The organism is Streptomyces mabaensis (assembly GCF_053763515.1).
The window spans coordinates 1-14,613 of the sequence record NZ_JBSOPZ010000014.1 but is presented as its reverse complement, the minus strand read 5'-3'; the positions used below and the strand labels follow the sequence as shown (position 1 = coordinate 14,613).

Genomic DNA, 14,613 nt, shown 5'->3' with positions numbered 1-14,613 from the left:
TTTCGTCTAACCCGCTTGCTGGGCCGTCAACGCAAGGACGGGCCCGACCCGGCTGGGACTGCCCTGAGGTTCAGCAGGCAGTAGGTCCCACCACCAGGAGATGGCTGGGATGTCCAAGGACTCGTGGCTGTCGTCGGTCGGCGTCTCACTGAACGTCGAGGGGAGGCCGGCCGGATCGTCCGGGGTGGTGTAGCGCAGGGAGGAGATGCCCCAGTCCTGCGAGCCGCGTATGAAGGACGCCAGGCCCTGGAGGTACTGCCGCAGCTGCGGGCTTGCCTGGCCCAGCAAGTGGTTCCACAGGCGCATGAAGAGGCACATCACTCGGTCGCGTTGGGCGATTGCCAGGCTCAAGGCCTGCTCGGGGGTGAGCGCGTGCTCGTGCTCCAGCACGCGTAGGACGTTGAGGTAGTAGCCCGCCCCCCGGCTCTCCTTGTGGTGGGAGAAGATGTCGTTGTCCCAGGTGATGATGAAAGAGGCCATCTCGGCCGCGGCGCGTACGGGCGTCCGGTCCCGCTCATGGGGCTGAAGCTCGTAGCCGTGTCCCATCTCCAGCAGCGGCAGCACCACCGAGGTCGCGCCGTCGTAGAGGCGCATCAAGGCGTAGTCGTTCAGGGTGGGCACGCTTCCCTCGCTGCGGTGGGACGCCTCCCACACCACGGAGAAAAAATACTCCCGCAGGGCGTCCACCCAGCGAGCCGCCTGCCCGGCTGTGCCGTACCGGGAGACCCTGCGCCGCAGGTCACGCAGCCCTTGGGCGAGGGGATCATCCAGCAGCATCGGGGCTTCCGGATTCTGTGCGACACGCAGGAGACGATGCAGGACAGCGGCCAAGGCGCCCGGTCTTCGGCCGAGTTGACCTTCCTCGCAATACCCGTCATCTACGCCGAACAGCCACAACACAAAGTCGGAAAGAAGTGAAACGACCTCTTCGCGGCCCTCGGGCAGGATCCGCGCGGAGAACGTGCCGATGTCCTGCACGACGAGCCTGCTGCGCAACTCGTCAGATCCGACGCGGAAACTCTCCGCCCAGACCGCGGTCCGGGCGTCGATCGCCGCGTGGCGAGGGTGGATGGCCGACGGGATGGGAGCGTACGTCGGCGGAACTATGAGGTCGGGCCCCACTCCTGGTCACCTCTCAGCTATCGGCGCAAAGCACTCCCTGCCTGACGTGAAAAAGTGGCGCGGCAACTGATGCGCGCCCACGCCACACAGGAGTGATCAACTAGGGCGCATAGTACCCAGCGGAATCAGCCGATCCAATAGGGCCTTCCGGCCGGCTACACGTAACGAGGCGGACCGGTCCTGTGCGGCTTCCCCGTCTCCTAGGGCAACCGAAGGAGCGACCTCCACCAGGACCGGCGAACAGGGCGGACGCCGGCCGATACGGGCGCCGCATGCGGGGTTTCCTGGGAAGCAGTGGCTGGCAGGGGCTGGGAGACCGGCGCTGCGAAGCGTGTGTTCGCGCCAGTGTCGGCTGTCCCCGGCGCGCGCCGGGGCGAGAACCTCACAGGCAGGGTGTCTACGCGCTGGGAGAGCCAGGCCGAACTCAGGTGCAGCTCGGCCTCGGACACTGCGAGCTCCATGCTGGGCAGCTCCGACAGCAAGGTGTCGATGCCGGCGTCTGCGATGGCCCGGCCGATGTCCTGGCCCGGGCATTCGTGCGGACCGCTGCTGAAGGCGAGATGGGAGCGGTTGCCGTGGACGGGGGCGGACAGGTCGGGCCGGATCTCCGGGTCGACGTTGCCGGCAGCCAGACCGAGCAGGAGCATGTCTCCCTTCCTGATCTGCTGGCCGCCGAGCATGGTGTCGCCGGTAGCCCAGCGGCCCGGAATCACCGAGAGCGGAGGCGCGTCCCACAACACCTGCTCCAGCGCGTCGGGCAGCGTCATGTGGCCGCCGGCCAGGTTGGCACGGAAGCGGGGATCGGTCAGTACCATCCGCAAGGTGTTGGCGATCAGGTTGACCGTGGTCTCGTTCGCCGCGACGAGCACCAGGCGCAGGTGCTCCAGGACCTCGTCGTCGGTCAGGTCGGCCTCGTGGCCTATCAGCCAGCTGGCGAAATCCCGCCCCGGTTCGGCCCGCTTGCGCTTCACCAGCTCGCGCAAGGTGTCCACGACGAAGTCGTTGCTGGCCAGGGCGGTCTCGGTGCCCTTCATCAGGTCCAGGCAGGCACTCACCAGTTGCGGCCCGTTCTCCTCGGGCATGCCGAGGAGCTGGGTCATGACGAGCATGGGGAGTCTCTCGGCGTACTGGGGGATCAGGTCGGCCTCACCGGATGCGGCGAACGCGTCGACCAGCTGCTTCGTGTACCGGGTGACGTAGCGGCGGACCCCGCGGCGGTCGAATCGCGCCAGGCCGTCGGTGACGGCGCCGCGAAGCCTCGCGTGCTCCTCGCCGTCAGCGAAAACGCAGAGCGGCTGCCACGCGATCATCGGGTTCAACGGGGAGTCAGCAGCCACCCTCCCCTCTTGGAACATCCGCCAGTGGCGCGAATCGCGGGAGTACGAGGAGGGGGTCCGCATCACGTCAAGGTTTTCCCTGTGCCCCACCACCAGCCAGGCGGGAAGGTCACCGTGCAGCAGCACCGGCGCCACCGGGCCGTACTTCCTGCGGAGCGTCTCGTACAGTGCCTGCGGATTGGCTTCCGCCTCAGGCCCATACAGGCGGTGCAGGCCAGCGGCGTCCTGACCATGCGCAGGACAGCCCGGGGGCGGCACGAGTCCGGACCCGTCGCTGGGGTGATCCGGGCGCAGGGTAGTCACAAGGCCTCCGAAGCCATGGTGCGGGGGGCGGACGAGCGAACGCACCTCGGAAATTCCGACATCGCGCGCTCACAGAGATCTATGGCACGGGCCGGACCGCCGGCCACAGATCTTTGCTGCGGTCGTACAAGATCCTGAGCCGCGCTAAGCATATCTCTGCACCGATTCCCCCCGGCAAGCGGTGAAGAGAGACAGCAGTCCTAAGTTCCCGGCAAGCAGACCGAGTTGAGGCTTGGCTACTCACTGGGATCGAGCCCTCGACGTTGGTCACGGGCAGTCGCGTCTGAGTCGCGCCCTGCTTCTCAGAGACCCATGACGGTCGTGGGGCGGCCGCTGTTCCACCGGCTGCCAGGCGGTCATCGGGGTCAGCGGATGGTCCGCCGGAACCCGGCCCTCCTGCATGTCGCGCCAGCGGCGCGGGTCGCGGGAGAAGCGCGCGGCGGTGCGCGCCACGTCCAGGTTCTCCCGGTGACCGAGCACCAGCCAGGCCGGCAGGCCCGGCGGGGTCGGGGGAGTGCTCACGATGCCTCCGGGGTCACGGCGAGGGTGTGCAGATAGCGCATGAGCGTCATCAGGACATCGCGGCTGGACTCGCGCTGCCGGGCGTCGCAGACGACGAGCGGTACGGACGCGGGCAGGTCGAGCGCGCCGCGCAGCTCCTCCAGCGGGTGCTCGGGCGCTCCGGGGAAGGAGTTCACGGCGACCACGAACGGCACCCCGCGTTCCTCGAGCCGGCCGATCACGTCGAAGCTGACCTCCAGCCTGCGGGTGTCGACCAGCACCACCGCGCCCAGTGCGCCTTCGAACAGGCCGTGCCACAGGAACCAGAAGCGCTGCTGGCCGGGGGTGCCGAAGAGGTACAGCACCAGCTCCTCGTTGATGCTGATCCGGCCGAAGTCCATGGCCACGGTGGTGGAGCTCTTGCGCTCCACACCCGCCGTGTCGTCGACGCCGACCCCGGCCCGGGTCATCGTCTCTTCGGTGGTCAGCGGCCGGATCTCGCTCACGGAGCCGACCAGGGTCGTCTTGCCGACCCCGAAGCCGCCCACGATCACGACCTTGACCGCGGCGGCGGCCGTCTCCGGCAGTACGTCCTCGCTCCGCGGGCCCGGCTCGGGGTACCTCTGGGGCTCAGAGTTTCTGAAGTCCATCGATCACTGCCTCAATCAATGCCAGGTCGGGAAGTTGGGCGGGGGCGACGGGCGGGCGTGCCAGCACCTGATCCGCGGTGAGCAGGTCGCCGAGCAGTACCGTGACCACGCTGACCGGCAGGCCGAGATACGCGGAGATCTCGGCCACCGACAGCGGAGCGTGGCACAGCCGCATGATCGCGGCCTGCTCCGGCTGCATTCCGGGCCTGGGCCCCGACCGGGCCACGATCAGGGTGACCAGGTCGAGGGTGGCGGGCACCGCCGCACCGCTGCGGCCGCCGGTGATCACGTAGAGCCGCTCGGGACTGCCGTCCTCCCAGTCACGGCCCGGGTTGCTCACGCGGTCTGCCCCTCGCTGCGGGGCGGGCTGCTGAGGTGTTCTCCGATCCGTGCCACCAGGTCCCGCATCCGCTGGCCCATCAGGCCGGCGTCGACGCCTTCGTCGGCCAGCACCGCGAGGTAGGCTCCGGCGCCCGCCGCCATCAGGTAGAAGAAGCCGCCGTCCATCTCGATCACGACGAGCCGCATCCGGCCCTTGCTGTGCGGGAGTTCGGACGCGACCGCGGCCGCGAGGCTCTGCAGCCCGGCGCAGGCGGCGGCCAGCCGGTCCGCGGTGTCGGTCGTGGCGCCGTGCTGCGCCATGCGCAGTCCGTCGGCGGAGAGCACGATGACGTGTCGGGTCTGCGGAACGCTCTCGGCCAGGTCCTTGAGCATCCAGTCCATGTTGGCCGACTGCAGCTGACTCATGGCTGTTCTCCCTTGCTCGCCGTGGTGGGCGAGGCGTTGTTGTTCTGGCTTGCGCCGGTCCGGCCTTCCGCGCTTCGGTCCTCGCCGGTCCGCTCCCCGCCGGTCACGCCGCTCTGGAAGGCGGCCAGCCACATGCCGGGCTGCACCTGGGGAGTGGCCTCCGGCTGCTCCGCGGGCTCGGCCTGCGCGGTGGCCCGGGTCTTGCGGCGGCGCTGCGGCAGCCCGTTCGGCGTGCGTTCGGTCACGACCGGATCCTCGTCGTCGTCCGCCGGGGTCCGTGGACCGGTGACGGGGCGAGCCTGCTCCGGGGCGGGGGCCGCGGCGCGGACCGGTGCGCGGCCCGCTGCGCGGGCCGGTTCCTGGGCCGACCGGGATACCGAGGCCGCGCCGATGCCGTGGGCCAGGCCGGTCGCCTCCGAGGTGGTGGTGATCAGCTCCTGCGGTACGACCAGGACGGCACGCACCCCGCCGTACGCCGAAGCCCGCAGCGACACCTGGAAGTTGTACGCCTGCGCCAGGCGGCCGACCACCGCGAGACCCAGCCGCGGAGTCTCACCGAGGTCGTTGAGGTCGATGCCCTGCTGCGCCTGCCGGAGCATGCGCTCGGCCCGCCCGCGGGCCTCCTCGCTCATGCTCACCCCGCCGTCCTCGATCTCCACGGCGATGCCCGACTGCACATCGACGGCCGTCACATGAACTCTTGTCTGCGGCGGTGAATAGCGGGTGGCGTTGTCCAGCAGTTCGGCCAACGCGTGGATGAGCGGCTCGACCGCCGGACCGACCACGGCGACCTCGGAGACCGAGTGCAGCTCCACCCGCTGGTAGTCGATGATCCGAGACATGGCGCCGCGCATCACGCTGTACAGCGGGACCGCCCTGCTCCACTGACGGCCGGGGCGCGCACCGCCGAGTACGGCGATGGAGTCGGCGAGCCGGCCGATCAGCGCGGTGCCGTGGTCCAGCCGCAGCAGGTCGCCGAAGACGTCCGGGGCGCGGCCGTGCCGGTCCTCCATCTCCCGCAGTTCCTGGGCCTGTTGGTGGACGATCGCCTGCACGCGGCGGGCGATGTTCACGAACGCCCGCTGCGCCGAGTCGCGCAGGTCCTCCTCGGCCACGACGGCGTCGAGCACCGAGGTCAGCACAGCCCGGTGGGCGGCCCGGAACTCCGGCGTGAGGCCCGGGCCGTGGCCGCCGCCCTCCGCGGTCTCGGACAGCGTCGCCAGTACGTCCTCCGGGAACTCGCCCCCGCGCAGCCGGGCCACCACCTCCGGCAGCAGTACCTCGGCCAGCCGTACCGTCTCGGCCTCCTGCCGGGACAGGGCCGCCTCGTGCGCCGCGGCCGTCTCCCGGAGCGCGGAGATCAGCCGGCCGCGCCGGGCGGCCACCGCACAGGAGAGCGCGACCGCCACGACGGCCACGGCACCCAGCCAGGCGACCGGGGTGCGGGCGGGTGCGGAGACCAGGGCGACGGCGACGGCGGTGGCCGCTGCGGTCGCGACGGCGGGCAGTGACCAGATGACGGGTGAGGCGGGCCCTGGACTTCCGGGCGACGATCCCTCTCGAACCATCAGAACCCTCAAACGATCGAAAGCGGAAGATCATTGGACGACGACCCGGAAGCTTATCGGTTCTTGTGAGTGCCTCTTGACATGCGCTCAGGATGCGTACGGATCCAGCCAGTTGGTCCCACATCCCGGCTGTCCCCGCACCTGTCCCGGCACACGAGAACGCCCCGGACCTGAACCAGGTCCGGGGCGCCTTTCGCGTACTCGGTGCGGCTAAGCGGAGGCGGCGTCCGCGGCCCGGGCGTTCAGCGCCCGCTCGACTCCCGCACGGGACTCCGACACCAGCCGGCGCAGCGCCGCGTTCGGCTCGGCGGAGGCCAGCCACGCGTCCGTCGCCTCCAGCGTCGCCGGTGAGACCTGGAGCGAGGGGTAGAGGCCGACCGCGATCTGCTGGGCCATCTCGTGGCTGCGGGACTCCCACACGCCCTTGACCGCGGCGAAGTACTCGTCGAGGTAGGGGGCGAGCAGCTCCCGCTGGTCGGTCTGGACGAAGCCGCCGATGACCGCTTCCTGCACGGCGTTGGGGAGCTTGTCGGACGCCACGACCGACGCCCACGCCTCCGCCTTGGCCTCGGCGGTCGGCCGGGCCGCCCGCGCCGTGGCCGCGTGCCGCTCGCCCGCCGCGGTCCGGTCCCGCTCGTACTCGGCCGTGATCTCCTGCTCGTCGAAGACACCGGTGGCGGCCAGCCGCTCCACGAACGCCCAGCGCAGCTCGGTGTCCACGGCCAGGCCCTCGATCGTCTCCTTGCCCTCCAGCAGCGACGTCAGCAGGTCGAGCTGCTGCGGTGTACGGGCCGCGGCGGCGAACGCACGCGCCCAGGCCAGCTGGTGGTCACTGCCCGGCCGGGCCGCGCGCAGGTGAGCCTGCGCCGCCTCCGTCCACTGCGCAAGGCCCGCCTCGCGCCAGTCGGGCGCCGCGTACAGGTCGATCGCGAGCTTCACCTGGCGGTGCAGCGACTGCACGACGCCGATGTCCGACTCCTTGGCGATGCCGGACAGCACGAGCGAGAGGTAGTCGCGGGTGGCCAGCTCGCCGTCCCGGGTCATGTCCCACGCGGACGCCCAGCACAGCGCGCGCGGCAGCGACTCGGTGAAGTCGCCCAGGTGCTGGGTGACGGTGGCCAGCGACTGCGCGTCCAGGCGGACCTTCGCGTACGACAGGTCGTCCTCGTTGAGCAGCACAACCGCCGGACGCCGGCGGCCCACCAGCGCGTCCACCGGGGTCAGTTCACCGTCGACGTCCAGCTCGATGCGGTCGGTGCGCACCAGCTTGCCGTCCTCGAGGTCGTACAGGCCGATCGCGATCCGGTGCGGGCGCAGCGTCGGCTCGCCCTTCGCACCGGCGGGCAGCGCCGGCGCCTCCTGCCGGACGGCGAAGGAGGTGAGCGTGCCGTCCTCGGCGGTCTCCAGCTCCGGACGCAGGATGTTGATACCGGCCGTTTCCAGCCATGCCTTCGACCATGCCTTGAGATCGCGGCCCGAGGTCTCCTCCAGCGCGCCCAGCAGGTCGGACAGCCGGGTGTTGCCGAAGGCGTGCGCCTTGAAGTAGGCCTGCACACCGCGGAAGAACTCGTCCTTCCCGACGTACGCGACGAGCTGCTTCAGCACCGACGCGCCCTTGGCGTACGTGATGCCGTCGAAGTTGACCAGTACGTCGTCGAGGTCGCGGATGTCGGCCATGATCGGGTGGGTGGACGGCAGCTGGTCCTGCCGGTACGCCCAGGTCTTCATGGAGTTCGCGAACGTCGTCCACGAGTGCGGCCACTTCGAGCCCGGCGCGTCCGCCTGGCAGGCGATCGAGGTGTAGGTGGCGAACGACTCGTTCAGCCACAGGTCGTTCCACCACTCCATGGTGACCAGGTCGCCGAACCACATGTGCGCCAGCTCGTGCAGGATCGTCTCGGCGCGCGTCTCGTACGCCGCGTCCGTCACCTTCGAGCGGAAGACGTACTGGTCGCGGATGGTCACCGCGCCCGCGTTCTCCATCGCGCCCGCGTTGAACTCCGGCACGAAGAGCTGGTCGTACTTCGCGAAGGGGTACGCGTAGTCGAACTTCTCCTGGAACCAGTCGAAGCCCTGCCGCGTGACGTCGAAGATCGCTTCCGCGTCGAGGAACTCGGCGAGCGACGGCCGGCAGTAGATGCCCAGCGGAACGGACTGCCCGTCCTTCTCGTACGAGCTGTGGACCGCGTGGTACGGCCCGGCGATCAGCGCGGTGATGTAGGTGGAGATCCGCGGCGTCGGCTCGAAGCGCCAGACGTTGCCGACGGGCTCAGGAGTGGGCGAGTTGGAGATCACGGTCCAGCCCTCGGGAGCCTTCACGGTGAACTGGAACGTCGCCTTCAGGTCCGGCTGCTCGAACGACGCGAACACGCGCCGCGCGTCCGGCACCTCGAACTGCGTGTAGAGATACGCCTGCTGGTCGACCGGGTCGACGAAGCGGTGCAGGCCCTCGCCGGTGTTGGTGTACGAGCAGTCGGCGACGACCTTCAGCTCGTTCGGGCCGGCGTGCAGGTGCTTCAACGCGATCCGGGAATCCCGGAAGATCGCGGCGACGTCCAGCGACTTCCCGTTCAGCACGACCTCGTGCACCGCCGGCGCGACCAGATCGATGAAGGTCTCGGCGCCGGCCTCCGCGGACGCGAAGCGCACGGTGGTCACGGACCGGTAGGTGCCGCCCTCCTGCGCCCCGCTCAGATCGAGATCGACCTCGTACGCCTCGACGGTGAGCAGGCGCGCCCGCTGCTGGGCCTCGTCGCGGGTCAGATTCGTGCCAGGCACGTGGGCATCTCCTCGGTTTGTGACCGTTCTTCCGGCCAATCCTTCCACGCGGCCGTCGCGCCTGTCGCGGCTGTATCGCACACCGGGGCGGCCCGCGGCGGGGGGCGGCGACCGTGGGGTAGCGCTCAGGGTGCTACCCTGGTAGTATCATTCGTATGAAGATTAGCGTGAGTCTTCCGCAAGAGGATGTGGCCTTCGTCGACGAGTACGCCGCGAAGACCGAAACCGAGTCCAGATCAGCCGTGATACACGCCGCCATCGAACTGCTGCGGGCCGCCCAACTCGAGGCGGAGTACACGGAGGCGTTCGCAGAATGGGACGCGAGCGAGGACGCTGCGCTCTGGGACCGGACGGTGGGGGACGGCATCACCGATGCGTAGAGGTGACATCTACCTGGTAGACCTGGAACCGGCCCAGGGCAGCGAGGCCAACAAAGTGAGGCCCGCGGTTGTCGTGTCCAACGACGGCGCCAATCAGTCGGTCGAGCTCAACCGAAGAGGCGTGGTCACCGTGGTGCCGCTGACCTCGAACACTTCTCGGGTCCTCACCTTCCAGGTCCTCCTCCGCGCCGACGAGTGTCGTCTGGCCAAGGACTCCAAGGTTCAGTGCGAGCAGGTACGGGCAATCTCGCCGGACCGTATCCTGCAGCGCGTCGGCTTCGTCCCTCGCCAGCGCATGGCCGAGATCGATGCGGCGCTGCGGCGGCATCTCGCGCTCTGAACACGCCGAGGGGCGGGCGCCGGTCGCGGCGCCCGCCCCTCGTTGCGTACCGGGTGTCAGCCCTGGAGCTCGGCCGCCACCAGCTCCGCGATCTGCACGGCGTTCAGCGCCGCGCCCTTGCGGAGGTTGTCGCTGGACAGGAAGAGCGACAGGCCGTTCTCGACGGTCTCGTCGGTGCGGATGCGGCCCACGTACGAGGCGTCCTTGCCGGCGGCCTGCAGCGGGGTCGGGATCTCCGAGAGCTCGACGCCCGCGGCGTACCGCAGCAGCTCGTACGCGCGCTCCACGCTGATCGGACGCTCGAAGCGGGCGTTGACCTGGAGCGAGTGACCGGAGAAGACCGGGACCCGGACACAGGTGCCGGAGACCTTGAGCCCGGGGATCTCCAGGATCTTGCGGGACTCGTTGCGGAGCTTCTGCTCCTCGTCGGTCTCGAACGAGCCGTCGTCGACGATGGAGCCCGCGAGCGGCAGCACATTGAAGGCGATGGGGCGCTTGTAGACGCCCGGCTCGGGGAACTCGACCGACTCGCCGTCGTGGGTCAGGTTGGCGGCGTTCTCGACGACCTTCTTCACCTGCCCGTCCAGCTCGGCGACACCGGCCAGACCCGAGCCGGATACGGCCTGGTAGGTCGTGGCGACCAGCGCCGTCAGCTCCGCCTCGGCGTGCAGCGGCTTGAGGACGGGCATCGCGGCCATGGTGGTGCAGTTCGGGTTGGCGATGATGCCCTTGGGGCGGTTCCTGATCGCGTGCGGGTTGACCTCGGAGACGACCAGCGGCACGTCGGGGTCGCGGCGCCAGGCCGAGGAGTTGTCGATCACGACGGCACCCTGGGAGGCGACCTTCTCCGCGAGGGCCCTGGAGGTGGCGCCGCCCGCCGAGAAGAGCACGATGTCCAGGCCTGAGTAGTCGGCCGTGGAGGCGTCCTCGATGGTGATCTCCTGGTCCTGCCACTGGAGGGTGGACCCGGCGGAGCGCGCGGAGGCGAACAGCCGAAGCTCGCCGACCGGGAACTTCCGCTCGGCGAGGATCTTGAGCATGACTCCGCCGACCTGACCGGTGGCTCCGACGATTCCGACCCTCACGCTGATCTCCTTGGTGCGTATCTGCTGGCTGCGGGTGCTGCGGGTGCTGCGAGTGCTGCGGATGCTCTCCATGATGCGTATGACCGGGGTCGGCTTGTCCAATCCATTCCATTGTCCGAGAGGCGGCACGACGGAGGGCGGGCGCCCGGGAAGGCGCCCGCCCCCTTGTCCTGCGGGTCGTGCGGGTGGTGCAGGTCACACCGTCGTTACGGAGTGACCTTCTCGATCTGGACACTGCCGGCGCCCGCGGCGGTGCCGCGGCCGTTCAGCAGCTTGACCTCGCCGAAGAACTGCCGGCCCTCGGGGGCCGCACCGTTCACCAGGACCTCGGCGGAGACCGGCGCCGACGCGCCGCTGGCGAGCTTCACCGTCGCCGACTCGTCGACCTTGACCGTGCCGAGCGAGGACGCGAAGAACACGTCCCGGTAGTCGTAGGTGGTGGAACCGGCCGGGACCGAGTAGCCGTCGACCTCGATGGTGTACGTACCGGCGGCCGGCTTGAGGAGGGTGACCGCCTCCTCGGAGTCGCCGTCGGCGGACGAGCCGACCGTCTTGCCGTCCTTCTTGACCGTGAGGTCGAGGTCGGCGGCCTTGTCGGAGACGTTGCCGATGGCGACGTCGAGGCGCTCGACACCCTCACCGATGACGACGGTGCTGGTCTGCGTCTCGTGGTGCGCGATGGTCGGCTTGGCGACCTTCGCGGAACCGAGCGAGCCGCCCTTCAGCTTGCCGTCGATGGCGGCGAAGCCGTTGGTGACCGTCCACTGGACCGGGGCCGGCGTGCCGACCTTGGCCTCAGGGAGGACCTGGACGGCCGGGTCGAAGGAGGCACCCAGGACCGCGACGTCCAGCTTGTACGGGTTGTCGAGCAGCGGCGACGTACGGCGCGACTCGACCTCGATCTCCCAGACGCCCGGCTGCGGCTTCGCGTACGAACGCAGGTCGGGGCGGCAGGTGTTGGCCGGGTTGGGGTAGTTCGGGTAGCAGTTGATCGTCGACGTCGGGTCAGACGGCACACCGTACGGGTGGATCGAGATGAACCGCGTCTGGCTGCCCTCGGCGAGTCCGCCGAGCGCGACCTCCAGGGACTGCGCGCCCTGCGGCACCGTCACGAAGTACGACTTCGGGGCGTTGCGCTGGACCGAGCCCTCGGCCGAGAACGCGTACGACGGCTTGGCCAGCTCGTGCGAGGCGACCACGGTGGTGAGGATCTGCTTGTCGATGCCCTCGGTGCGGGTGTCGGTCACCTCGAGGATCGCGCTGTGCACGCCGGCCGTGCGCGGCTTGGCGGAGACCTTGACGGTGACCGGCTGGTTCAGCGGGAGCTTGACCTCGTCGTCACCGACGATCCGGAAGGTGCCGTCGTTGTTCTCGAAGTGCAGCTCGTGGCGCAACGGACGGTCCGGTCCGGTGGTCCGGGTGATCGTGATGTCGTACGTCTTCTTCTCGCCGGTCTTCAGGCCGCCCTCGCGGTCGTACAGACCGGTGCCGAAGCCCGGGGTCTTCAGGAACTGGTCGATCGCGGTGTCGACCGGGGCCTTGACGCTGTACTCGTGGGCGGCGGCGCCGTCCTCGATGGCCTCCCAGGCGTCGACGACGTTGATCCGGCCGGCGCCTTCCTCGTGCGCCTGGACGCCGCGGATGTGGTCGGCCGTGCTGACCAGCGCGGTACGCAGCTTCGCCGGCGTGAGCTCGATCTTCTTCTGCTTGGCGGCGGAGAGCAGCAGCGCGCTCGCGCCCGCGGCCTGCGGCGAGGACATCGAGGTGCCCTGCAGCATGGAGTAGCCGGCCGGGAGCTGGTAGCCCGCCTCGGCGACCGGGCCGCCGGGCGACCAGGTCTGGGTGGTGTTGATGGAGGCGCCGGGCGCGGTGATGGTCGGCGTGAAGCCGCCGTCCTCGCGCGGGCCGCGGGAGGAGAAGGGCATCATCGCGTACTTCTTCTCCACGACCGAGCCGTAGTTGGCGGCCCAGGTCTCCTTGGAGATGGCGGCACCGACGCTGATGACCTTGTCGGCCAGCGCCGGGTCGCCGATGGTGTTCACACCGGGACCGCTGTTGCCGGCCGAGACGACCAGCTGGACACCGTAGGTGTCGATGAGGCGGGTGTAGAGCTCCGCGCGGGCGTTGTTGCCGTCGTTGAGCGCCGGCAGGCCGCCGATGGACATGTTGACGATGTCCACGCCGCGGTTCACGACGAGGTCGATCATGCCCTCGGTCAGCGCGACGTTGGTGCAGCCGCCGGACCAGGTGCAGGCGCGCGAGGAGACGAGCTTGGCGCCGGGGGCGGCGCCGTTCATCCGGCCGCCGAAGAGGCTGTTGGCGGCGGTGATGCCGGCCACGTGCGTGCCGTGCGAGCCCTCGATGACGCCGACGCTGACGTAGTCGGACTTGGCGCCGGCCGCGTTGTAGACGACGTCCTTGCGGATCTCGACGACGAACGGGATGCGCTCGACAACCTCGGTGGCCGGGTTGTCGGTGCCGAAGTAGCCGATCTGGAAACCGTCCTTGTACGGCTTCATGGCGTCGTCGTTGGTGAAGTCCGCGTCGTTGTTCAGGTCGACACGGGCGGTCCCGGCGGCCGGGTCGTAGAGCACGCCCCAGACGTCGGTGGTGTCACCGTCGCGGTTGAGGTCTCCCGCCATGTCGCCGCCGGTGGTGGCGGACTCGGCGAAGTTCCGGAACATGTACGAGCCGGCGGGGGCCGAGTACGTACGGGTGCCCGAGGTGAACGTCGGGCCGGTCACGGCGCCGTTCATCCGCAGCCAGGTGTCGTCGCCGTCGGCGACCGGGTCGGTGGCCGTCACCCAGTCGACGATCTTGCGCTCACCGGTGGTGGTCTTCTGCAGTGCGGGGTGCCCGACGTCGACACCCGAGTCGAGGATGCCGATGGTGATCCCGCGGCCGTCGGCCTTGGGGTTGTCCTCGACGAACTCGACCGCGCCGGTCTCGAAGGACGGGTTGTACGGGTTCTCCGCCGGGGTCTTCTTGCCGGGCGCCGGGTAGGTCCCCTGCGCCGCGGTCTTCGCGCCCTTGGCGCGGTCGGCCGCCGGCGTCGGGTCGTCCAGCTCGATCTCGTGCTTGAGGTCGATGCCGTGGACGCTGGAGAGCTTCGCGGCGGAGGCGATGGCCGATTCGGCCTTCGCGGTGGGGACGGTGGCCCGGACGTAGCCGAGCTTGTCGTACGTCTGGCCCACCGTGGCGCCCTGCACGCCGTCGAGCTGCTTGGCCACCTGCTCGGTGGCACCGGGGGCGGTGGCCACCATCAGCGTGACGTTCTTCTCGCCGCCGGCCTCGGCCTCGGCGAGAAGGTCGGCGTCCGCGTCTCCGAGCTTGTCGGAGGAGGACTTGACCGGGGCGGTGGCGGGGTCGTCCGCGACCGCCGCGAAGGCGGGTACGGGTCCGGTGGCGGCGAGAGCGGCCACGAGGCCCGCGGCGGCCGCGATACGCGCCGCCCGTCTCGCCCCGGATATGGAGCTGGGGGATTCGAGGGTCATCTGCATCCCTGTATGTGAAAGAACGGGTCCGGAATTCGGTGCCGGATGACCGGTCAGCTTTGCGCAAGTGACAGCCGTTTGGGGAGGGTTGTCAGTGGCGGAGGACCGACATGGCGTACTTCCGCCACGGCGCGGGATGCGTCAATGAGGGGCGTAACGGACGATATCGGGATCAGTCGATCGTTGAATGCTTTATCAGACCGGGAGTTGGGCGGTGGCTCCTCGTGAAGTACGGCCGCGGGGGGGGGGGGGGGGGGGGGGGGGGGGGGGGGGGGGGGGGGGGGGGGGGGGGGGGGGGGGGGGGGGGG

At 69.8% G+C, this 14,613-nt stretch carries 12 protein-coding genes; 2 read left to right on the top strand and 10 right to left on the bottom strand.

The genetic code is table 11. From position 1 onward, the window contains the following. Positions 1-6 precede the first annotated feature (6 nt). From ACWV17_RS14700 to pepN, 8 genes are all read right to left on the bottom strand, one after another. Positions 7-1,122, bottom strand: a complete 1,116-nt coding sequence (locus ACWV17_RS14700) for a selina-4(15),7(11)-diene synthase (RefSeq protein ID WP_455360045.1) — start codon at positions 1,120-1,122, stop codon at positions 7-9. 200 nt (positions 1,123-1,322) lie between these two features. Then, positions 1,323-2,762, bottom strand: coding sequence for a cytochrome P450 (locus ACWV17_RS14695; protein WP_455360148.1), 1,440 nt, complete (start codon positions 2,760-2,762; stop codon positions 1,323-1,325). A gap of 267 nt (positions 2,763-3,029) precedes the next feature. Then, a complete protein-coding gene (locus ACWV17_RS14690; RefSeq protein WP_455360044.1) occupies positions 3,030-3,284 on the bottom strand; it encodes a hypothetical protein in 255 nt (84 codons plus the stop codon). Further along, positions 3,281-3,913 carry a GTP-binding protein gene (locus tag ACWV17_RS14685; RefSeq protein ID WP_455356566.1) on the bottom strand — a complete coding sequence of 211 codons (633 nt, stop codon included), beginning with the start codon at positions 3,911-3,913 and terminating at the stop codon, positions 3,281-3,283. The genes ACWV17_RS14690 and ACWV17_RS14685 overlap by 4 nt, the downstream gene beginning before the upstream one ends. Continuing rightward, a complete protein-coding gene (locus ACWV17_RS14680; RefSeq protein WP_455356565.1) occupies positions 3,894-4,253 on the bottom strand; it encodes a DUF742 domain-containing protein in 360 nt (119 codons plus the stop codon). Before ACWV17_RS14680 ends, ACWV17_RS14685 begins: the two co-directional genes overlap by 20 nt. Further along, positions 4,250-4,660, bottom strand: coding sequence for a roadblock/LC7 domain-containing protein (locus ACWV17_RS14675; protein WP_455356564.1), 411 nt, complete (start codon positions 4,658-4,660; stop codon positions 4,250-4,252). Before ACWV17_RS14675 ends, ACWV17_RS14680 begins: the two co-directional genes overlap by 4 nt. Further along, positions 4,657-6,228, bottom strand: a complete 1,572-nt coding sequence (locus tag ACWV17_RS14670) for a sensor histidine kinase (protein WP_455360043.1) — start codon at positions 6,226-6,228, stop codon at positions 4,657-4,659. The genes ACWV17_RS14675 and ACWV17_RS14670 overlap by 4 nt, the downstream gene beginning before the upstream one ends. Before the next feature lie 210 nt (positions 6,229-6,438). Next, positions 6,439-9,006, bottom strand: coding sequence for an aminopeptidase N (pepN, locus tag ACWV17_RS14665; protein WP_455360042.1), 2,568 nt, complete (start codon positions 9,004-9,006; stop codon positions 6,439-6,441). A gap of 155 nt (positions 9,007-9,161) precedes the next feature. On the opposite strand from pepN, the gene ACWV17_RS14660 reads away from it, so the two are divergent. Then, a complete protein-coding gene (locus ACWV17_RS14660) occupies positions 9,162-9,386 on the top strand; it encodes a ribbon-helix-helix domain-containing protein (protein WP_455356561.1) in 225 nt (74 codons plus the stop codon). Continuing rightward, positions 9,379-9,726: a type II toxin-antitoxin system PemK/MazF family toxin gene (locus tag ACWV17_RS14655; RefSeq protein ID WP_455360041.1), complete on the top strand. Its 348-nt coding sequence runs from the start codon at positions 9,379-9,381 to the stop codon at positions 9,724-9,726. Before ACWV17_RS14660 ends, ACWV17_RS14655 begins: the two co-directional genes overlap by 8 nt. Before the next feature lie 56 nt (positions 9,727-9,782). Here ACWV17_RS14655 and ACWV17_RS14650 read toward each other — a convergent pair whose 3' ends face one another. Both ACWV17_RS14650 and ACWV17_RS14645 read right to left on the bottom strand, forming a co-directional pair. Continuing rightward, on the bottom strand, positions 9,783-10,811 hold the full coding sequence (locus ACWV17_RS14650) for an aspartate-semialdehyde dehydrogenase (RefSeq protein WP_455360147.1): 1,029 nt from the start codon (positions 10,809-10,811) through the stop codon (positions 9,783-9,785). A 206-nt stretch (positions 10,812-11,017) separates the two neighbouring features. Then, complete coding sequence (locus ACWV17_RS14645; protein WP_455360040.1) at positions 11,018-14,305, bottom strand: S8 family serine peptidase; 3,288 nt, start codon at positions 14,303-14,305, stop codon at positions 11,018-11,020. Between the last annotated feature and the right edge of the window lie 308 nt (positions 14,306-14,613).